Genomic DNA, 21,752 nt, shown 5'->3' on the forward strand with positions numbered 1-21,752 from the left:
GATATTGTCGGCCTACTTTTAAATCCTTTTAAAATGTAGGTGAAATAATATGAGCGAAGAATATAAAGAAACCGTCTCCCTGAGGGAACATGCTGATAAAACGGCTGCTTTATTGGCAAGAATAGACTTTAATACGGAAATTAAAGATGTTTCAGGTAATAACAGTATAGAAAAAGTCACAGGAAATATTGTTCTCACTAAAAACAATATTGGTCAGGACGGATATTTCGAAAAAGGCTCTATTTCTTTGGTGAAGGATAAATTTTTATTCTCTACCGATCGTAACCTGAGTCTATCATTCTGGATTAAATCTGGTACATCAAGTGATGGCGTAATTATCTCTAATAAAGACTGGGGGAAAGGTTCTAATATTGGTTGGTTGCTGGGTATTAATAAGGATTATTTGGTTTGTAACTGGAAAGGTGCCTCCCGATCCCGCCTGGACCTGGGAGCTGAACAAAACATTAAAATTGCAGACAACCGTTGGCATCATGTTGCCGTTACGTTTGATCGTCAGGGTGACGCTGTCTTCTATAAGGATGGAGAAGAGGTTTATACCATTAACATTGCCAACTCTGGCAATATTGATAGTAACTATGCCACGGTGATTGGGGCTGATGCGCTGGGTAAATATTCTCTGGATGGTTGTCATCTGGATGAGTTGGAGATCCATGATAAGCTCCTAAGCCACGAGGAAATTAAGCAAAGATTTTATGATCTAAAAGATAAACTACAAAAGTCATTAGCAGTATTGATGAACTTTGACGATGATTTGAAAGACAGTTCAGACCAAGGCTACCATGGTGTGGCTACCGGAGATATTAGCTTTGTTCGTGGTTTTGACGGCAAAGCGGCTAAGTTGACGAAATCTTATATTACACTGCCTCAAAGTGAGCTGTTCCCGGCGCTGGATGAGGATTTCAGCGTTTCTTTCTGGATTAAAAGCAATGCACAATATGAGGGTGTTATATTTTCGAATAAAGACTGGAGTGTTGGTGGAAATATAGGTTGGGTTATCGGTATTAGTGGTGAAAAAATGCGATGGAACTGGAAAGGTATTTATGGTGGCCGGTTAGATGTCAGTGATATTCTCATCGCTGACTTTAAATGGCACCATGTTGCTATTACGCATAATAGGCGTGGAGACGCTATTTTTTATATCGATGGGCAGGAGAGAAAACGCATCTCCATCGCCGGCAGTGGCCATACCAATACTCATTTGGATTTCAATATTGGCGCCGATGGATGGGGTAAGTACCGCCTGGAAAATGCTTTGCTTGACCGCGTTCAGATATCAAACACTATTATTTCGCCTCAGCAGGTTCAACAGGAGTATGAAGCTTATGCCCAACAGCTTGTTCCTGTTCTTAAAACCCTTCACTACTCGTTTGATGGCACTTTGAATGAAAGCACAGATAAAGGCTACCATGCTATCGCTCACGGCAAAGAGGCATATACACCAAACTTTGCCACCAGTGCATTTCTGTTCGACGGAAAAACCTTCCTCACTGTTCCCAATGCAGAATTACCAAACGATTTAGCCGGTGATTTCAGCCTGTGTTTTTGGATCAACTCCCCAACGGTGAATCAAGAACAAACGATTATCGCGAATAAAGACTGGAACAGCGGCAGCAATCCAGGCTGGCAGGTGGGGATCCATGAAAATACGTTGAGCTGGAACTGGAAAGGCAGTAATGCAAGTCGTTACGATCTTGGCGCGGACCACCCGATCCATATGGCTGATGGCAGATGGCACCAAATCACGGTGAGTCACGATCGTGCTGGCAATGCTTGTTTTTATAAAGATGGTGTACTGCAACGACAGATTGATATTCGCTCTTCGGGTGATACAACAACGGTTCTGGATATCGCTATTGGTGCAGATGCCAAGGGCCAATTTCGTTTAAGTAACGAAACGCAGATTGATGAATTACGGATTATCAACCGAGTCGTCAGTGCACCAGAGGTGCTGGCATTTTACGAGGAATACCGTGATCTCGTCGTTAAACCGTTAACAGAGAAATTTAGCGGCAGCCTGGCATTAGTTGGGGCAGAACAAACGGTAGCGGACTCTGCGTTTACGCTCAATCTGCATTTGCGTACCGAAAATATGGTCAACGTGATTGATGAGTTCACCAGTGAACTTCATTATGATCCTTCATCATTTGAATTTATTGAGGCTATCGGTAGAGATATCTCTGTGCAGGTGACTGATGGGGGGATCTTGAAAATCAGCGGCTATGGCGGTCGTACATTTAATGATAATGATCCTCTAGACTGGCAAAAAACGAAAATGGGGGAATTACGTTTCAACACCACCGCTGTATTGGGTAATGGTGCATTCTCTTTATTGAATAGTCAGTTCTATGAAAATGGTCGCTTATATCAGATTGATTCTTTGAATGCAGAAACGCATCACGTGACTATTAATCCGGCATTATCTCTGGATCGCAATCAGGATGGCGTGATCACGCTGGCTGACGTTATTGGCGCACCCGCTGAGCAGCAAACCCGAATTGCAGAACAGCTTATTTTTATGCCTTATAAGAGAGTGTTATTTATTGGCATGGATGGTGCGGGAGCCAGTGTGAGCCCACAAGCCCCTTATTGGCCTTCAGTCGATGCGAAAAAAGAAATTGTTGGTGATCGGTTAGGTATTCCATGTTTACGAGGAGTGATCGAGCATGGTGCGGTGACCTACACGGCACAGTCAGTCATGCCATCCGACTCGGCCCCAAACTGGGGCGCGATACTTACCGGTGTAGATACCAGTAAACACGGGGTTACCAATGGTGTGGCTGCCGAAAGTTATTATCCGGAAAATAGCCCCTATCCGACGTTGTTCAAGCGGCTGCGCCAGGCGATGCCAAACCGTAAGCTTGCGGCCTACGTCTCTTGGGAGGCCATTGCCAACAGTTTGATTGAGCCTTCGCTCGGGGTGGAATGCGTCAAGGGTGATGACGAGGCCATTGTGAACAAGGCTACGGCTTATATTGCTGCAGGCAAGTTGAAAGATACCGCATTCATGATGGTTCATCTGAGCGAGATCGACTTGGCCGGGCATGTGAATGGCTATTATGGCCCTGCGTACTATCAGGCATTAGCCATTGCCGACAAACAAATAGAAACACTGCTCAGTGAGTTGGATCGGCAGGGCTTACGTGAAGATACCCTGGTGATTGTCTCGCCCGATCATGGTGGTGGCACTGAACAAGTCGATGGAACCCAAACTCAGAATTTTAGTCATGGACAAAATTCCGCCATGGCGCGAACCATCTTTATCGCGGCGAATGGTCGAACCGTGGCCAGAGAAACTCGGGGTGAAAAAATTGTTTCAGGGGGATCGACTAAAGATATTGCCGGTATGGTGCTACATGCTTTGAATATTCCCTACGTCAGCAATGAGACAGGTTTACAAAGTATGTTTGCGGCGCAGGAGAATTTGTCAGATGCCGACCTGCCGGAATGGGTAATGACCAAAGTGGTGAATACACCTTCGAATAGTGTCGCTAGCTACCAGCTGGCGCTGAAAAATAGCGAATACGATCTTTGTGCCGGTGATTTGACTATCGAATTGGAGAATACTCTGGTAGAGCGGGTTACTCCTCATTTGGAGGGTATTACCCTATTGCGTCAGGAACTGACGGCAGAAAGGTTACGTTTGGTGTTTATCTCTGACCAGCCGTTACCTGCCGGGCAGGCATTATTTACCTTCACAACGCGCAGACATTCAGCTCAGCACGGCCTGCATATTAAGGATGCGATGGTAGCCACTCAGCAAGGACGCGAGATCTTGCCGAAATTAACAGAGCAGCAGCAGACGCAAGACGATCCATTTGGCATCACGCTAAATGAAGAGATGATGACGTTGGAAGTCGGTAAAGGTTTTACTTTAATCGCCAATATTAAGGCAGTGAATGCCGGGGATCTGAACTGGGGCAATACGCACAAAGAAGTTGCTGGCTTGCAAGTGAATGAAACCTCTTGCGTGGTTACGGCGTTCCATCCTGGTCTCACCCAAATAACGGTCACCAGTGCTGACGGTGCCTATTCTGCCGTTTGTGAGGTGACGGTGGTTGCGGCTTTCACCCTGGATAACCAAGGCGTTACCGATAAAAGTCGTTATTTAATGGGCGCGGCAACGCCGGGTAGCACCCTTGAAATTACCACGGACAGCGGGGTATCGCTGAGCGGTTTGGTGGCTGATGATGGGCGTTTCAAACTTGAGCTACCGCCATTGTTGGAACATTCTCAACTTTATATTCAGGAACGTTATCCTCACGGCATCAAAGGGGTGACGCACCAATTTGAGGTGCGGCCAAGCTATAACCTGTTGTGGGATATCGCTGCCAAGGCCAGTGCCAGCAGCATATGGTTTAACCAGGCACAGTATACGGCGGATAAAGCCATTGATGGTGATAGCGGGAGCCGCTGGGCATCTCATAACCTTCCGCTGCCCGCATGGCTTACTGTGGATTTTGGGAACGAGATTAATGTCGATCTGGTGCAGATTAAAGAGTATGAGTCTCGGGTAAGTGCTTTTACCCTTGAAATTCTGCAAAACGGGCAGTGGTTACCGGTTTATCAGGGAACGACTCTTGGCCCACAGGCCAAACTTTATTTCCCGCGCGTTAAAGCATCACAAATCCGGCTGAATATTACGGCAGCAAGCGATTTACCTTCCATCTATGAACTGCAAGTTTTTGATACGGAAAAGCCGCCGGTTCGTGAGATTAGCGATTCAGCGTTGATTGATCTGGAAGCCAGAAAAAGCTTCAATTTCTTCTGGGAAATGGCGAATAGTGATCCTGCCAGCCCTGGTTACGGATTGGTGAGCGATTCGAAAACATCCGAAATTTGTAATGTGGCACAGGTCGGTTTTGCCTTGTCGGCGATTCCGATTGGCATTGATTATGGGTGGATTAGCAGAGAAGAAGGGGTTTCCCGCACGGTGGGCACGCTGAATATGCTGCTGAACCATGCCGAACAGCACAAGGGGTTCTTCTATCATTTCCTGAACAAGTCGACCGGGAAACGAGCCTGGACTTCTGAACTTTCAACCATTGATACCACGCTGGCGCTGAATGGGGTGATTGTTGCCGGCGAATACTTCGGTGGTGAGATAAAACAAATGGCGGACCAGATTTATCATAAGGTCGAATGGCCATGGTTCCGCGATGCCAAGACCAATCAGTTTTATATGGCCTGGTTCCCGGAAAATGGCGGCGGGTTCCATGATATCAAATGGTCAGGTCCGGTAGAGCAAGCCAGCATGTATGTTCTGGCGGCAGGTTCCCCGACGTATCCGGTCAGTGGCGATATGTTCTATAGCATTGGTCGTGACAAGCGATCCTATCGTGGCAGTAAACCGGTATTTGACACCTGGTTCGGGTCCAGTTTTACCAATCAGTTCTCGAATGCCTGGGTCGATTTCCGTGGCAAGGTCGATAAGCTGGGTGATGACTGGTTTAATGACGGGGTGCTTAGCTCGCAAATCAGTCGCCAATACAGCATTGATGAACAGGATAACTTCAAGACCTTCGGTCCTGACTCATGGGGGTTATCGGCGGGCCAGGGGCCGGATGGCAGTTATCATGGCAACTATGGTGCGCCGCCGGCAACCGCTGCCAATACGGATGGCACCATGGTGATCTCCGGTGCGGTAGGGGCAATGGTGTTCACGCCAAAAGAGTCACTGGCAGCCATGCAAAACTATTACCGAAATCACCCATATACCTGGGGGAAATACGGTTTTAACAGCGGGTATAACCTGGATGTTACGCCACACTGGTACGCTTCATCGGTCAACGGCCTGGAAAAAGGGATTAGCATTGTCATGCTTGAAAACTATCGCACCGGCATCATTTGGCGGCTGTATATGCAAAATGAGGCGATTAAGCAGGGGATTGCGGCTATTGGCTTGAAGGTACACGAAGAGTAAAGTCACTGACAGGAAAGAGCCTATTGCCTTGTCTTGGTGATGCGATAAGAGCGGGTTCAGCATGCTGAACCCGCTGGTTTATGGTTAATGTGAACTGCCCTGGGAAATACCCAGGCCGGTTTGTGAACGTACAAATTGGAAGCGGAAACGTTCACGCTCTTGCTGCCCGGCCAATGAGCTGTCGGTCACCGAGAACAGCCAGGTACCGATAAAGGCGACCAGCATCGAGAACAGTGCTGGATATTCATAAGGATAAATGGCTTTCTCGTGTCCCAGGATCTGCACCCAGATGGTTGGGCCGAGGATCATCAGGATCACCGCCGTCAGCAGACCTAACCAACCGCCGATCATCGCGCCGCGAGTGGTCAGGCGTGACCAGTACATCGAAAGAATGATAATCGGGAAGTTACAACTGGCCGCAATCGAGAAGGCCAGCCCGACCATAAAGGCGATATTCTGTTTCTCGAACAAAATCCCCAGTGCAATGGCCACAATACCCAGGATCACCACGGTAATCTTTGAAACCCGCAGTTCATCACGTTCAGTCGCCTTGCCGTTTTTAATTACACTGGCGTACAAATCATGAGATACCGCAGAGGCCCCTGCCAGCGTCAGGCCGGCAACCACCGCCAGAATGGTGGCAAAAGCAACCGCCGAGATAAAGCCGAGGAAGAAGTTGCCGCCCACCGCGTTGGCCAAATGCACCGCCGCCATGTTGGTGCCACCTAATAATGCCCCGGTGGCGTCTTTGAATACCGGATTAGGGCCAACTAACAGGATCGCACCGAAACCGATAATAAAGGTCAGGATGTAGAAGTAACCGATAAAACCGGTGGCATAGAACACGCTCTTACGGGCCTCTTTAGCGTCACTGACGGTAAAGAAGCGCATCAGAATGTGCGGCAGACCAGCGGTACCAAACATCAGCGCCAGCCCCAGTGAGAGTGCAGAAATAGGATCGGACACCAGCCCGCCAGGGCTCATGATGGCGATGCCTTTCGGATGAACCTTCACGGCCTCGGCAAACAGGGTATTGAAGTCAAAATTGACCGATTTCATCACCATTAGCGCCATAAAGCTGGCACCAGCCAATAACAGCACGGCTTTGATAATCTGCACCCAGGTGGTCGCCAGCATGCCGCCGAACAGCACGTACAGCACCATCAAAATACCGACCAGGATGACCGCCACGTGATAGTTAAGGCCAAACAGCAACTGGATCAGCTTACCGGCGCCCACCATCTGAGCAATCAGGTACAGCGCGACCACCACCAGTGAACCACAGGCGGAGAGGGTGCGGATCGGCTTTTGCTTCAGTCGGTAAGAAGCCACGTCAGCAAAGGTATAACGGCCCAGGTTGCGCAGGCGTTCTGCAATCAGGAACAAAATGATTGGCCAGCCGATCAGGAAGCCGATGGAGTAAATCAGCCCGTCATAGCCAGAGGTATACACCAGGGCGGAAATACCGAGGAAAGAGGCGGCTGACATAAAATCGCCGGCAATCGCCAGACCGTTCTGCAAACCGGTAATTTTCCCACCTGCAGTGTAATAATCCTGGCGTGAGCGGGTGCGTTTGGAAGCCCAGTAGGTGATGTATAGCGTAGCGCCGACAAACAGCACGAACATGACGATCGCCTGAATGTTCAAGGGTTGACGCTGAACTTCCCCCCCAATGGCATCGGCAAAGGCCAGGCCCGGTAGCGTCAGCAGGGCGGCGGCAGGCAGTAAACGCTTCATTTCTTCACCTCACGCAGGATTTCTGCAGTCAGGCGATCGAACTCGCCGTTGGCGCGGAATACGTAGATCCCGGTCAGCACAAAAGAGATCACGATCAGGCCTACGCCTACCGGGATCCCGCGGGTAATGGTTGATCCTTCGGCGATCGGCGTGCCCAACCACTGAGGATCGAAAGCGATCAATAAAATAAAGCTGACATACAGTGCCAGTGTAATCAGTGAAAGCAGCCAGGCGAAGCGGCTACGTTTTCGCACCAATTCTATAAAGCGCGGGTTTTCCTCAATCCCTTGATAAATGGTGTCATTCATCAGAGCATCTCCAGTAGGTATTGATAGAGTCCGCCGCGCTTGAAGCCGACCATCGGGGACTTCCCGCTGATCGGCCTGAGGCGGCGGAAATTAGGACGGAACTTTCATTGATTGTTTTTCTTCCAACAGCTTTTCGACTACGGCCGGATCTGCCAGCGTTGAGGTATCCCCCAGGTTGCTGGTATCGCCGGCGGCAATTTTGCGCAGGATGCGGCGCATGATCTTGCCGGAACGCGTTTTAGGCAGTGAATCTGTCCAATGCAGGACATCCGGCGTGGCGATCGGCCCTATCTCTTTGCGTACCCAGTTACGCACTTCGGTATACAGCTCAGGCGTGGGCTCTTCGCCGTGGTTCAGCGTGATATAGGCGTAAATCGCCTGGCCCTTGATGTTATGTGGAATGCCGACCACCGCCGCTTCGGCGATTTTTGGGTGGGAGACCAGTGCTGACTCAATCTCGGCGGTGCCCAGACGGTGACCAGAGACGTTAAGCACGTCATCGACGCGACCGGTGATCCAGTAGTATCCGTCTTCGTCACGGCGTGCGCCGTCACCGCTGAAATACATGCCTTTAAAGGTGGAGAAGTAGGTTTGCTCGAAACGATCGTGGTCGCCGAACAGGGTGCGAGCCTGGCCAGGCCAGGAGTCGGTGATCACCAGGTTACCCTCACAGGCACCTTCTTGCGGGTTACCGAGGTTATCGACCAGCGCCGGCTGTACGCCGAAGAATGGTCGCGTAGCGGAACCGGCTTTCAGTTCGGTGGCGCCAGGCAGCGGGGTGATCATAAAGCCGCCGGTTTCGGTCTGCCACCAGGTGTCGACGATCGGGCATTTACCGTTGCCGATTTTATTGTAATACCACTCCCAGGCTTCCGGGTTGATCGGCTCTCCAACCGAACCCATGATGCGCAGCGAGTCACGTTTGGTCCCTTCGATCGCCTTGTCACCTTCGGCCATCAGGGCTCGAATGGCGGTCGGTGCGGTGTACAGGATATTAACCTGATGCTTGTCGATCACCTGCGACAGACGGTTAACACCCGGGTAGTTTGGCACCCCTTCGAACATCAGCGTAATGGCGCCGCAGGCCAGCGGGCCGTACAGCAGATAGCTGTGGCCAGTGACCCAACCGACGTCGGCGGTACACCAGTACACGTCGCCGTCGTGATAATCGAATACGTATTTAAAGGTCATGGCGGCATACACCAGATAGCCGCCGGTGGTGTGCAGCACGCCCTTGGGTTTACCGGTCGAGCCAGAGGTATAAAGGATAAACAGCGGGTCTTCCGCATTCATCTCTTCCGGTGGGCAGTCGGCCGAAACATCCTGGGTCAGTTCATGCCACCACAGATCGCGGCCTTCCTGCCAGTAACCCGGTTTACCGGTACGCTGGAATACCACCACGTTGGTGATGCTTTTTACGCCTGGATTTTTTAGCGCGTCATCGACGTTTTTCTTCAGCGGGACGGCACGTCCGGCACGCAGGCCTTCGTCAGCGGTGATAACCAGTTTGGAGTTGGAGTCGATAATGCGCCCGGCGACCGCTTCCGGAGAGAAACCGCCAAAGATCACCGAATGCACTGCCCCGATACGGGCGCAGGCCAGCATGGCGACGGCGGCTTCCGGCACCATTGGCATATAGATAGCCACGACGTCGCCTTTCTTCACGCCCAGCTTTTTCAGCACGTTGGCGAATTGGCAGACATCATGGTGCAATTGTTTGTAAGTCACCTGTTTTGACTGAGTGGGATCGTCACCTTCCCAGATAATGGCGGTTTGGTCGCCGCGTTCGGCCAGGTGGCGATCGAGGCAGTTAGCCGCCAGGTTCAGGGTGCCGTCTTCAAACCAGCGAATGCTGATATGGCCCGGATCGAACGAGGTGTTTTTGACCCGGCTATAAGGTTTAATCCAGTTCAGGATTTTTCCCTGCTCGCCCCAGAACGTTTCTGGGTCTTGCACAGATTGTTGATAATATTGTTGATATTGTGTCGAATTAATCAGGGCGTGTTCTGCAATTGCAGAAGGAATAGCGTGTTTATGCACTTGGCTCATGGCTTTTCTCCTTGAAGTTGTTAATAATATGTCAACTGAAGGTTAAGTATAGTTTGCTCCGATTCTTTGTTTCTTTTTTGCGCGGCAGATCACGCAACGAAGATATTGATTTGTAATAGTTCTACCTCATTTGCGCTAGGCATCCACCCGCTTGGTGGGACAAAACGCTTAGATAGGCGGTTTTTGCCAGAAAACGCTATCTAAAGAACTAAAAAGAATAACCAACCCGATAATAAATTCACTTTTTATCGCTAATAGTTAATGTCATACACCCGGTATTAAATCCCGATTAAATCATTTTGGAACATGGCTGATTGTTAATATTCGATATTGATATTAATAATTGGATAGTCAGCCAACTTCACTAATAAATAAACTTACTTGAAGTTTTCCGGCTGAAATATGATGGAGGTATAGGGGCATATTGTCAGGGATTTTCATTTTGAAAACTTTAATGCAACATAATATAAACATCCTCATTGGACTAAATATGCAAGTTTAGTGGGAATTAACGCATTTTCATCAGGTGTAAATATTAATCCATCAGAGTATTCCGTGACCTGCATCACATAAAATTATGCTTTTAATAACAGTGAATTATGCCATTTAGAATTAAAATTAAAATTTAATGCGGTTAAATGTTACACAAAGGCCTGATGAAACAAGGCTTGCAGACTATGCCTTTCAAATGGTAAAGATTTAAACAGCGTCACACTAAGGGCAGGTGAGCGCTTGCTTGTCATTAACATAAGCCTGTATTAAATGATTAATTATTCTTTTCGGCGCATTACTATAAATGTGCTGAAAAGAGTCTTTGAGGACTTTTAGGGTATGAAGAGTGTAAAAATAAGTCTTGCCTGGCAAATTATGATCGCGCTGGTGCTGGGTATTATCGTCGGAGCCGTGCTCCATAATCAGGTTGAATCACGAGAGTGGTTGGTCAGTAATATTCTTAGTCCGGCCGGTGACATATTTATTCGCCTGATTAAGATGATTGTGGTGCCGATCGTTATTTCTACGCTGGTTGTGGGTATTGCCGGTGTGGGGGATGCGAAGAAGCTGGGCCGTCTCGGGTTGAAAACCATTATTTATTTCGAAGTGATCACCACTATCGCCATAGTGGTGGGGCTGACACTGGCTAACGTTTTTCAACCCGGTCACGGCATCGACATGTCGACGCTGACTGCGGTCGATATCTCGCAGTATCAAAAAACCACCGAACAGGTGCAAAGTGGCTCGCACAGCCTGGTTGGCACCCTTCTGTCGTTGATTCCGTCGAACATCTTCGCTTCGATGGCCAAAGGCGACATGCTACCGATTATCTTCTTCTCGGTGCTGTTTGGTCTTGGGTTGTCTTCATTGCCGAAAGAAACCAAAGAGCCGCTGCTGAAGGTGTTTAAAGCCGTTTCGGAAAGCATGTTCAAAGTCACCCATATGATCATGCGTTATGCGCCGATTGGGGTGTTTGGTTTGATCTCAGTGACGGTCGCCAATTTTGGTTTCGCCTCGTTGTTACCCTTGGCCAAGCTGGTATTGCTGGTGTACTTCGCTATCGCTTTCTTTGCGCTGGTGGTATTGGGTGCCGTTGCCCGCATCTGTAACCTGCGTATCTGGACGCTGATCCGTATTCTGAAGGACGAACTGATCCTGGCTTTCTCTACCGCCAGCTCGGAAACGGTGTTGCCGCGCATCATTGAAAAGATGGAGGCTTATGGCGCACCCAAGGCGATCACCAGTTTTGTGGTCCCGACCGGTTATTCCTTCAATCTGGATGGTTCGACGCTGTATCAGAGCATTGCAGCCATCTTTATTGCCCAGCTGTACGGCATTGAGCTTTCTCTGGGCCAGGAGATTGTGCTGGTGGTGACGTTGATGCTTACCTCTAAGGGCATTGCCGGCGTGCCGGGTGTTTCCTTTGTGGTGCTGTTGGCGACCCTGGGGAGTGTAGGGATCCCGCTGGAAGGTTTAGCGTTTATTGCTGGCGTAGATCGCATCCTGGATATGGCACGTACCGCACTGAATGTCGTGGGCAATGCGCTGGCGGTGCTGGTGGTGGCTAAATGGGAGCATCAGTTCGACAGCAAAAAGGCGTTGGCCTTCGAGAAAGAGTTCTTGTCCGGCAAGATGAAACAGATAAAAGAGTCTTAATCGCCATTCTGCGCGATGATTGGAAAACCCGCCTGGTGGCTAACACCATTCGGTTAAGCATTTGATTAAAATATTAATCATCAAAATGCTTAACAAGAGAAATGATGGCCCCCAATCCAACAGGGGTTCTCAGAAACAGAGGATGCCTGTTTACATCCTCATTTCTCTTAAGCGAACGGTGTTAGCCTGGTGGCGGGTTTTTTTTATCGTCTATCTCGGGATCAACATGCGGGTGCGGAGCCCTGAGGCGGCAGGAAGCGCAGCGGATCCAATGCGGTAGCACGATAACGGATTTGGAAATGCAGCATCACCTTGTCGGTACCGGTGCTGCCCATGGTGGCAATCTTCTGCCCGGCTTTCACTTCCTGAGCGTTGCGAACCAGCAGGGTGTTGTTGTGGGCGTAGGCGCTGATGTACTCATCATTGTGTTTTATCATAATCAGATTGCCGTAACCCCGCAGCTGGTTGCCAACGTACACCACCCGTCCTTTGGCTGCGGCAAACACCGGCTGACCACGGTTACCGGCGATATCAATACCTTTATTGCCTCCGTCGGCGGTGGAATACTTGCTGACGATATTGCCCTGGGTTGGCCAACGCCAGCATTTGATACTGCTGCGGATCGGTGGCGTAACGGCTGCAATCTGGCTGGTAGACTGCGTTTTGCGTGATTTGCCCTTCTTCGCCGTCGCATTATTCAGCGCCAGCTTTTGGCCAATCTCCAGGTTGTAGGGTTTGGGGATCTTATTACGCCGCGCCAACTCGCTGACTTCACTGTTGGTGATCCAGGCAATATAGAACAGCGTATCGCCGCGTTTAACGGTATAGGTGTTGCCGTTATAACTGCCTCTGGCCAACTGATCATAATCACGGTTGTAGCTGTTCGATTTTTTTCCGGAGCCGCACCCCAGTAATCCCAGACTGATCATGCACACGGCAATCAGTCGCCATACAGCGAATGTGCTTCCCATACTCAAATATCGTCCTTAAACGTCGTCGCGCCCTATTGTGATCCGCCTATAGTAACATCAACGGTCAGGTGGTCAAAAACGCCGCCATGGACTAAATTTGCCGGGATTAAGATATGGCGGGCAGGGAGTTAAGGCATCCTGTTTTGCCCCGGGGCTCAATAACATTCATGGATGGGAAAAAGCTCACGTGCAGGAAACCTTAACGTTCTCGAGTTATCTGGTGCTGGCAGCCACATTACTGGTGGCGTATGTCATTTTCGGCATCGCCGGTTTTGGTTCTGCGTTAGTCGCCAGTCCGATAATGGCACTCTATATGCCGGTGGCGAAAATCGTTCCCTTACTGGCTCTGCTGGATATGTGTGCGGCGATTGTTAATGTCAGTTGCGACGGGCGGAACGCGCAATGGCCTGAATTAAAACGGCTGATTCCATTAATGGTCATCGGCAGTCTGCTAGGGGCGGCGATCCTGCTGAAAACCCGGCCAGAGATCCTGTTGCTGGCGCTGGGGATTTTTGTGGTGTTTTACGCGCTCTATTCACTCAGTGGTTTAAAGCCTGACCGGCAATTTTCACCCAGGGCGGCTGTGCCTTTCGGTTTGGTTGGCGGGGTATTCAGCGCGCTTTTTGGCAGCGGCGGTTTTATTTACGCTATTTATCTCAGTGGGCGGATTGAGAAAAAAGAAGCTTTCCGCATCACTCAGACCACGCTGATAGGCATGAGTACGCTGACCCGAGTGGTGATTTTTGCCCTGGCCGGTGTTTATCTGGACGTTGATTTATTACTGCTGGCATTAGTGCTGGTGCCGGGCATGTTGGTGGGGATTACTCTGGGCCGTTACTTCACGTTGAAGATGTCGCGTGAGCAATTCCTCAGGCTTATCAATGTGATCTTGCTGGGCTCGGGCGCCATGCTGGTTGTCAGGTACTTTAGTTAACGACGATGGCGGGGCAGCCTGTGGGGAGAAGGCATTATACCTACCAAGATTGCCCTCGATGATATGTCAATGGATGGGTATTTGAGGCAGAAAACAATTTCCGAATGTCGTTGAGTATTCGTATTAAAATTAGATGGATAATTGTTTTTAGACTGAATGCTTGATTGTGCAAATAATATTATTCTATGGATATTTTTATACGTAATTAACGTATGAACCGGTATCGATTATTTTTGTTGGCTGGCAAGTTGATAATGCATTACCTATAACTAATTGGGTGTTTAATTTATAGAATTGTAAGCGTGCTAACAATTCAAGATCTATTAATATCTAATTGATAGGGTATTTATTTAAGGAATAGGAAAAATCTTAACTGGCGGTGATTGAAAACATCTAACATGAACTTTTGGATAAGGTGCGTTGCTTTTTTATTGTAAAAATACAGTAAAAATAGTGTGTTGTGTGTGAGTTATTTGTGGGTGAGCCGGGGCATTACAAGGCTTGATTTTATTATTGTGAATAATAAGGTGATCTTGTTTTTCCTGCTTTGCTCGTAATTATAACCGGTTGAAAATAATATTTTAACCGGTTATTGGGTGGTGAGGAATTAGGGTCGTGAGGGGGCGATTCGCGTGATGATATATCGCCAAGTTAATTCTGAAACGGTATTTGCACTTTTTAGATTAGATTCTAGTCTGAATTAGAACCTAATTTAACATCTCCACTACTTCCTATGGGAGAGTGTCATGAGCAAACCGATCAAGAATATCGTCATCGTGGGTGGCGGCACTGCGGGCTGGATGTCCGCCTCGTACCTCGTCCGGGCGCTCCAACAGCAGGCGAACATTACGCTCATCGAATCTGCGACGATCCCCCGGATCGGTGTGGGCGAGGCGACCATCCCAAGTTTGCAGAAGGTGTTCTTCGACTTCCTCGGGATACCGGAACAGGAGTGGATGCCCCAGGTGAACGGCGCGTTCAAGGCCGGCATCAAGTTCGTGAATTGGAGAGCGTCTCCCGACCACTCGCGCAACGATTACTTCTACCATTTGTTCGGCAATGTGCCGAGCTGCGACGGTGTGCCGCTTACCCACTACTGGCTGCGCAAGCGCGAACAGGGCTTTCAGCAGTCGATGGCTTACGCCTGCTATCCGCAGCCCGGGGCGCTCGATGGCAATCTGGCACCGTGCCTGCATGACGGCACCCGTCAGATGTCCCACGCGTGGCACTTCGACGCGCACTTGGTGGCCGATTTCTTGAAGCGCTGGGCCGTCGATCGCGGGGTGAACCGAGTGGTCGACGAGGTCGTGGAGGTTAACCTGAACGAGCACGGCTTCATCTCCAGCCTGTTCACCAAAGAGGGCCGGAAGCTGGAGGCGGATCTGTTCATCGACTGCTCAGGCATGCGGGGGCTGTTGATCAACCAGGCCCTGAAAGAGCCCTTCATTGACATGTCCGACTACCTGCTGTGCGACAGCGCGGTCGCCACCGCCGTACCCAACGACGACGCGCAAGGGGGGGTCGAACCCTATACCTCCTCGATTGCCATGAACTCGGGGTGGACCTGGAAGATTCCGATGCTGGGTCGGTTCGGCAGCGGCTACGTCTTCTCAAGCAAGTTCACCTCCCGCGACCAGGCCACCACCGACTTCCTCAACCTCTGGGGCCTTTCGGACAATCAGCCGCTCAATCAGATCAAGTTCCGGGTCGGGCGCAACAAGCGGTCGTGGGTCAACAACTGCGTCTCTATCGGGCTGGCGTCGTGCTTTTTGGAGCCCCTGGAATCGACGGGGATTTACTTCATCTACGCGGCGCTTTACCAACTCGTGAAGCACTTCCCCGACACCTCGTTCGACCCGCGGTTGGCCGACGCGTTCAACGCCGAGATCACCTACATGTTCGACGACTGCCGAGACTTTGTCCAAGCGCACTATTTCACTTCGTCACGCGAAGACACGCCGTTCTGGCTTGCGAACCGGCACGACCTGCGGCTCTCCGACTCCATCAAAGAGAAGGTTGAGCGCTACAAGGCGGGGCTGCCGTTGACCACCACGTCGTTCGACGATTCCACGTACTATGAGACCTTCGACTTCGAATTCAAGAACTTCTGGTTGAACGGAAACTACTACTGCATCTTTGCCGGCCTGGGCATGCTGCCCGACCGGTCGCTGCCGCTCTTGCAATTGCGACCGGAGTCGATCGAAAAGGCCGAGGTGATGTTCGCCCGCATCCAGCGTGAGGCCGAGCGTCTGCGGGCGAGTCTGCCGACGAACTATGACTACCTGCGGTCGCTACGCGAGCGCGGAGCGGGGCTGTCTCGACCCGTGCCGACGCCCGCGTCGCCGGAGAGCCGGTAGTGGAGCGCGCCCTGGACCGGGCATGCGTATTCGCCGCCACGCACGCTGCCGTGTCAACCTGCGATCCGCTGCAGGCTCGCTCGCTCGTTTTGCAACTGCCGGGCCTGAACCGTAACAAGGACGTGCCCGGTATCGTCGGCCTGCTGCGTGAGTTCCTCCCGGTGCGCGGCGTGCCCTCCGGCTGGGGCTTCGTCGAAGCCGCCGCCGCGATGCGGGACATTGGGTTCTTCCTGGGATCGCTCAAGCGGCACGGACACGAACCCGTGGACGTGGTGCCCGGGCTCGAGCCGGTGCTGCTCGACCTGGCGCGCATGACCGACTTGCCGCCGCGTGAGACGCTCCTGCATGTGACGGTCTGGAACCCCACGACGGCCGAAGCGCAACGGAGCTACACCGGGCTCAGCGACGAAGCGCACCTGCTTGAGAGCGTGCGCATCTCGATGGCGGCCCTCGAGGCGGCCATCACGGTGACCGTCGAGCTGCACGACGTACCCTTGAGGTCGCCCGCGTTCGCGCAAGGGTGCGACGACCTGGCAGCCTATCTGCAAAAAATGGTCGAATCGATTGTTTACGCGTACCGCTTCATCTCGCCGCAGGTCTTCTACGATGAACTCCGCCCCTTCTATGAACCGATTCGCGTCGGGGGCCAGAGCTACCTTGGCCCCGGTGCCGTAGAAATGCCCCTCTTCGTGCTGGATCACGTCCTGTGGGGCTCGCAATCGGACCACCAGGCTTATCGAGAATTCAAAGAGACGTACCTGCCCTATGTACTTCCCGCGTACAGGGCGGTCTACGCTCGATTCGCTGGGAGGCTGTCGCTCGTCGATCGCGCGATCGGCGAGGCGCGAGTAGGTGCGCAGGGCGAACCCGTCCGGGCCGGGCTGGCGGCCCTCAACCGGATCTTCGTGGTCCTGCTGCGCTTTCGGGCACCTCATGTTCAATTGGCGGGGCGGGTGTACGAAGCCGGGCGAAGCGGCCCGGCAATCGGCAGTGGAGGGTACGCGCCCAGCATGCTCGGCGATCTGGTCACGCTCACGCTTGCCGCGCGCTCCCGCATTCGCACCGCTCTCAACGAGTTCTGACGCGCACGGCCATCTGTTCCATCTCATTAAGGAGATTTGCCCTCATGACTCAGAAGATCCCCGAGAACGGGCGCGATAACAACCACTTCGACGTGATCATCCTCGGCTCGGGCATGTCCGGCACCCAGATGGGGGCTATCCTGGCCAAACAGCAGTTTCGCGTGCTGATCATCGAGGAGTCGTCGCACCCGCGGTTCACGATCGGCGAATCGTCGATTCCCGAGACGTCTCTAATGAACCGTATCATCGCCGATCGCTACGGCATTCCGGAGCTCGACCACATTACGTCGTTCTACTCGACGCAGCGTTACGTCTCGTCGAGCACGGGCATTAAGCGCAACTTCGGCTTCGTATTCCACAAACCCGGTCAGGAGCACGACCCGAAGGAGTTCACACAGTGCGTCATCCCCGAGTTGCCCTGGGGACCGGAGAGCCATTATTACCGGCAAGACGTCGACGCCTACCTGTTGCAAGCCGCCATTAAATACGGCTGCACGGTCCGCCAGAAGACTAAAGTGACCGAATACCACGCCGATAAAGACGGCGTCGCGGTGACCACCGCCGAGGACGAACGGTTCACCGGCCGGTACATGATCGACTGCGGAGGACCCCGCGCGCCGCTCGCGACCAAGTTCAATCTCCGCGAAGAGCCGTGTCGCTTCAAGACGCACTCGCGCAGCCTCTACACGCACATGCTCGGGGTCAAGCCGTTCGACGATATTTTCAAGGTCAAGGGGCAGCGCTGGCGCTGGCACGAGGGGACCTTGCACCACATGTTCGAGGGCGGCTGGCTCTGGGTGATTCCGTTCAACAACCACCCGCGGTCGACCAACAACCTGGTGAGCGTCGGCCTGCAGCTTGACCCGCGTGTCTACCCGAAAACGGACATCTCCGCGCAGCAAGAATTCGACGAGTTCCTCGCGCGGTTCCCGAGCATCGGGGCGCAGTTCCGCGACGCCGTACCGGTGCGTGACTGGGTCAAGACCGACCGCCTGCAGTTCTCGTCGACCACCTGCATCGGCGATCGCTACTGCCTGATGCTGCACGCGAACGGGTTCATCGACCCGCTCTTCTCCCGGGGGCTCGAGAACACTGCGGTGACCATCCACGCGCTCGCGGCGCGCCTCATCAAGGCGCTGCGCGACGATGACTTCTCCCCTGATCGCTTCGAGTACATCGAACGCCTGCAGCAAAAGCTTTTGGACCACAACGACGACTTCGTCAGCTGCTGCTACACGGCGTTCACGGACTTCCGCTTGTGGGACGCGTTCCACAGGCTGTGGGCAGTCGGCACGATCCTCGGGCAGTTCCGGCTTGTGCAAGCCCACGCGAGGTTCCGTGCGTCGCGCGATGAGGGCGACCTCGATCATCTCGACAACGACCCCCCGTACCTCGGGTACCTGTGCGCAGACATGGAGGGGTACTACCAGTTGTTCAACGACGCCAAAGCCGAGATCGAGGCCGTAAGCGCCGGGCTCAAGCCGACCGGGGAGGCCGCGGCGCGGATCCACGCCCTCATCGACGAACGAGACTTCGCCAAGCAGATGTTCGGTTTCGGGTACTGCATCACCGGGGACAAGCCGCAGCTCAACAACTCGAAGTACAGTCTACTGCCGGCGATGAAGCTGATGCACTGGACACAAACCAGCGCGCCGGCAGAGGTGAAAAAGTACTTCGACTACAACCCGATGTTCGCGCTGCTCAAGGCGTACATTACGACCCGTATCAGCTTGACTCGGAAGAAGTAATCGGCCGTTGAGGACACAAAAATGATGAGCGACATTCAATGGGTTCAAACGAGCGTCGAGGAGCATCCTTCGAGGGCGTACGACGCGACCACGAGCGTGGCCGCGAGTTGGTACGTCGCGATGCGCTCGGACGACCTCAAGGATAAGCCGACGGAGTTGACGCTCTTCGGCCGTCCGTGTGTGGCATGGCGTGGCGCGATGGGGCAGGCCGTGGTGATGGACCGCCACTGTTCGCACCTCGGCGCGAACCTGGCCGACGGGCAGGTCAAGGACGGGTGCATCCAGTGCCCGTTTCATCACTGGCGGTACGACGAGCAGGGCCAGTGCGTTCATATCCCCGGTCACAACCAGACGGTGCGCCGGCTGGAGCCCGTGCCGCGATCGGTGCGCCAGCCGACGTGGGTCACCGCCGAGCGATACGGCTACGTGTGGGTCTGGTACGGCTCCCCAGAGCCGCTGCACCCGCTGCCCGAAATCGCCGCAGCCGATATCGACAACGGCGACTTTATGCACCTGCACTTCGCGTTCGATACGACGACAGCTGTCTTGCGGATCGTAGAGAACTTCTACGACGCGCAACACGCGTCCCCCGTGCACGAGCTCCCGATCTCGGCCTTCGAGCTCAAGCTGTTTGACGATTGGCACCCGTGGCCGGAGGTTGAGTCTCTGGCACAGGCGGGCGCGTGGTTCGGTGCCGGGATCGACTTCACCGTGGACCGGTATTTCGGGGCCTTCGGCATGCTGGCACGTGTGCTCGGCCTGAACATGTCGCAGATGAACCTGCACTTCGATGGCTACCCCGGCGGGTGCGTCATGACCGTCTCCCTGGACGGAGACTTCAAATACAAGCTGCTCCAGTGTGTGACGCCGGTGAGCGACGGCAAGAACGTCATGCATATGCTCATCTCGATCAAAAAGGTGGGGGGCGTCTTGCGCCGCGCGACCGACTACGTGCTGTTCGGGCTGCAGACCCGACAGGCAGCGAAGTTCGACGTTAAAATCTGGAACGGGATGAAGCCGGACGGCGGCGGCGCGTACAGCAAGTACGATAAGCTCGTGCTCAAGTACCGTGCGTTCTACCGGGGCTGGGTCGACCGCGTAGCGAGTGAGCGGTGATGCGTAGGTCGGCGCCGCTTTTTCCGAGGCATTCATGACTGTCTGGCTGTTGCAACTGGTGCTGGTGATCGCGCTCTGCAACGTCTGCGGCCGGATTGCCGAACGGCTCGGCCAGTGCGCGGTCGTCGGCGAGATCGCAGCAGGTTTGCTGTTGGGTCCTTCGCTGTTGGGCGCTATCGCCCCGGATTTTTACGATGCGTTGTTCGGCCCACACACGCTGTCGGCGATGGGGCAAGTCGGTGAAGTCGGCCTGATACTGCTGATGTTTCAGGTTGGTCTGCATATGGAGTTGGGCGAGACGCTGCGCGACAGGCGTTGGCGCATGCCCGTCGCGATCGCCGTGGGTGGGCTCGTCGTACCGGCCGCGATCGGCATGATCGTCGCCACTGTCTCGAAAGACATGCTCGCCAGCGATGCGCCGGCGCTGCCCTATATACTCTTCTGCGGTGTCGCGCTTGCGATATCAGCGGTACCGGTGATGGCGCGCATCGTCGACGACCTGGCGCTCAACGCCATGGTGGGCGCACGGCACGCCATGTCTGCCGCGATGCTGACGGATGCGCTCGGATGGATACTGCTTGCAACTATTGCTTCGCTATCGAGCGGGCCTGGTTGGGCATTTGCGCGCATGCTCGTCAGCCTGCTGGCGTATCTGGTGCTGTGCGCGTTCCTGGTGCGCTTCGTGGTTCGACCGACGCTTGTGCGGCTCGCATCGACTGCGCATGCGGCGCGCGACCGCTTGGCCGTGTTGTTATGTTTCGTCATGGCGTCGGCACTCGTGACGTCGCTGATCGGATTTCATAGCGCATTTGGCGCACTTGCGGCGGCGCTGTTCGTGCGGCGAGTGCCCGGTATTGCAAATGAGTGGCGGGAGAACGTTGAAGGTTTTGTCAGGCTTGTGCTGATGCCGGTGTTTTTCGCGTATGCGGGGCTGCATGCGTCGATCGGCACGATCGACGACGCGGCATCATGGATGTGGTTCGGCGTATTCTTCGCGGGCGGATTCATCGGCAAGTTCGGCGGCAGTTATCTGGGCGCGCGTGCCACCGGACTTGAGCCACGCGATGCGATGTTGGTGAGCTCGCTGATGAATACGCGCGGCTTGATGGAGCTCATCGTCCTGTCAATCGGTCTGCAGATGCAGATCCTTCCGCCAAAGGTCTATACGATCCTCGTGGTGTTCGCGCTGGTGACGACGGCGCTGACCGTACCGCTGGTTCGATTCACGCTGCGCGTGCAATCGCGCGCGACGTCAGCAATCCCGGACGCCGATAAGTGACGCGCATCTGGTAGGCTTCACTTTTCAACCGTTCAGGGTTATAACCAGCGTGCTTTCATGCAGAATTAGTGGTGCCCGGACT

12 protein-coding genes are annotated in these 21,752 nt (G+C 53.2%); 8 read left to right on the top strand and 4 right to left on the bottom strand.

Annotated features, from left to right (window positions below; genetic code table 11):
* Positions 1 to 49 precede the first annotated feature (49 nt).
* Positions 50 to 5,941 (top strand): LamG-like jellyroll fold domain-containing protein, encoded by a 5,892-nt coding sequence (locus QOT07_RS01435; RefSeq protein WP_283602442.1) that lies wholly within the window; start codon positions 50 to 52, stop codon positions 5,939 to 5,941.
* Positions 5,942 to 6,025: 84 nt separating this feature from the next.
* Here QOT07_RS01435 and actP read toward each other — a convergent pair whose 3' ends face one another.
* The 3 genes from actP to acs form a co-directional block, all read right to left on the bottom strand.
* Positions 6,026 to 7,678, bottom strand: a complete 1,653-nt coding sequence (gene actP, locus QOT07_RS01440) for a cation/acetate symporter ActP (protein WP_099065613.1) — start codon at positions 7,676 to 7,678, stop codon at positions 6,026 to 6,028.
* Positions 7,675 to 7,986: a DUF485 domain-containing protein gene (locus tag QOT07_RS01445; RefSeq protein WP_112347862.1), complete on the bottom strand. Its 312-nt coding sequence runs from the start codon at positions 7,984 to 7,986 to the stop codon at positions 7,675 to 7,677. Before QOT07_RS01445 ends, actP begins: the two co-directional genes overlap by 4 nt.
* A 90-nt stretch (positions 7,987 to 8,076) precedes the next feature.
* The gene (acs, locus tag QOT07_RS01450; protein ID WP_283602443.1) at positions 8,077 to 10,035 is read right to left on the bottom strand and encodes an acetate--CoA ligase; all 1,959 of its coding nucleotides are present in this window, start codon (positions 10,033 to 10,035) and stop codon (positions 8,077 to 8,079) included.
* An 831-nt stretch (positions 10,036 to 10,866) separates the two neighbouring features.
* Here acs and gltP point away from each other — a divergent pair.
* On the top strand, positions 10,867 to 12,183 hold the full coding sequence (gene gltP, locus QOT07_RS01455; RefSeq protein ID WP_112347864.1) for a glutamate/aspartate:proton symporter GltP: 1,317 nt from the start codon (positions 10,867 to 10,869) through the stop codon (positions 12,181 to 12,183).
* Between the two features lie 221 nt (positions 12,184 to 12,404).
* On the opposite strand, the gene actS is transcribed toward gltP, so the two are convergent.
* On the bottom strand, positions 12,405 to 13,154 hold the full coding sequence (gene actS, locus QOT07_RS01460; protein WP_099065733.1) for an amidase activator ActS: 750 nt from the start codon (positions 13,152 to 13,154) through the stop codon (positions 12,405 to 12,407).
* Between the two features lie 187 nt (positions 13,155 to 13,341).
* Between actS and QOT07_RS01465 the strand changes: the two genes are divergently transcribed.
* The 6 genes from QOT07_RS01465 to QOT07_RS01490 all read left to right on the top strand — a co-directional run bounded on the left by QOT07_RS01465 (position 13,342) and on the right by QOT07_RS01490 (position 21,670).
* Complete coding sequence (locus QOT07_RS01465; protein WP_283602444.1) at positions 13,342 to 14,088, top strand: sulfite exporter TauE/SafE family protein; 747 nt, start codon at positions 13,342 to 13,344, stop codon at positions 14,086 to 14,088.
* Between the two features lie 746 nt (positions 14,089 to 14,834).
* Entirely contained in the window at positions 14,835 to 16,445 is a 1,611-nt protein-coding gene (locus QOT07_RS01470; protein WP_283602445.1) for a tryptophan 7-halogenase PrnA, read from the top strand.
* Positions 16,445 to 17,527 carry a monodechloroaminopyrrolnitrin synthase PrnB gene (locus QOT07_RS01475; RefSeq protein WP_283602446.1) on the top strand — a complete coding sequence of 361 codons (1,083 nt, stop codon included), beginning with the start codon at positions 16,445 to 16,447 and terminating at the stop codon, positions 17,525 to 17,527. The genes QOT07_RS01470 and QOT07_RS01475 overlap by 1 nt, the downstream gene beginning before the upstream one ends.
* Before the next feature lie 44 nt (positions 17,528 to 17,571).
* Positions 17,572 to 19,275: a monodechloroaminopyrrolnitrin halogenase PrnC gene (locus QOT07_RS01480; RefSeq protein WP_099065729.1), complete on the top strand. Its 1,704-nt coding sequence runs from the start codon at positions 17,572 to 17,574 to the stop codon at positions 19,273 to 19,275.
* A 21-nt stretch (positions 19,276 to 19,296) separates the two neighbouring features.
* Entirely contained in the window at positions 19,297 to 20,391 is a 1,095-nt protein-coding gene (locus QOT07_RS01485) for an aminopyrrolnitrin oxygenase PrnD (protein WP_283602447.1), read from the top strand.
* A 34-nt stretch (positions 20,392 to 20,425) separates the two neighbouring features.
* Positions 20,426 to 21,670: a cation:proton antiporter gene (locus QOT07_RS01490; RefSeq protein ID WP_283602448.1), complete on the top strand. Its 1,245-nt coding sequence runs from the start codon at positions 20,426 to 20,428 to the stop codon at positions 21,668 to 21,670.
* Positions 21,671 to 21,752: the final 82 nt, after the last annotated feature.

Origin of the sequence: Serratia proteamaculans (genome assembly GCF_949794035.1) — a bacterium.
Lineage (GTDB): Bacteria > Pseudomonadota > Gammaproteobacteria > Enterobacterales > Enterobacteriaceae > Serratia > Serratia proteamaculans.

Bases quoted from the DNA above. Each gene is read 5' to 3' on its own strand.
- QOT07_RS01435 (WP_283602442.1), top strand. From the start codon at position 50: ATGAGCGAAGAATATAAAGAAACCGTCTCCCTGAGGGAACATGCTGAT.
- actP (WP_099065613.1), bottom strand. From the start codon at position 7,678: ATGAAGCGTTTACTGCCTGCCGCCGCCCTGCTGACGCTACCGGGCCTG.
- QOT07_RS01445 (WP_112347862.1), bottom strand. From the start codon at position 7,986: ATGAATGACACCATTTATCAAGGGATTGAGGAAAACCCGCGCTTTATA.
- acs (WP_283602443.1), bottom strand. From the start codon at position 10,035: ATGAGCCAAGTGCATAAACACGCTATTCCTTCTGCAATTGCAGAACAC.
- gltP (WP_112347864.1), top strand. From the start codon at position 10,867: ATGAAGAGTGTAAAAATAAGTCTTGCCTGGCAAATTATGATCGCGCTG.
- actS (WP_099065733.1), bottom strand. From the start codon at position 13,154: ATGGGAAGCACATTCGCTGTATGGCGACTGATTGCCGTGTGCATGATC.
- QOT07_RS01470 (WP_283602445.1), top strand. From the start codon at position 14,835: ATGAGCAAACCGATCAAGAATATCGTCATCGTGGGTGGCGGCACTGCG.
- QOT07_RS01480 (WP_099065729.1), top strand. From the start codon at position 17,572: ATGACTCAGAAGATCCCCGAGAACGGGCGCGATAACAACCACTTCGAC.
- QOT07_RS01485 (WP_283602447.1), top strand. From the start codon at position 19,297: ATGATGAGCGACATTCAATGGGTTCAAACGAGCGTCGAGGAGCATCCT.
- QOT07_RS01490 (WP_283602448.1), top strand. From the start codon at position 20,426: ATGACTGTCTGGCTGTTGCAACTGGTGCTGGTGATCGCGCTCTGCAAC.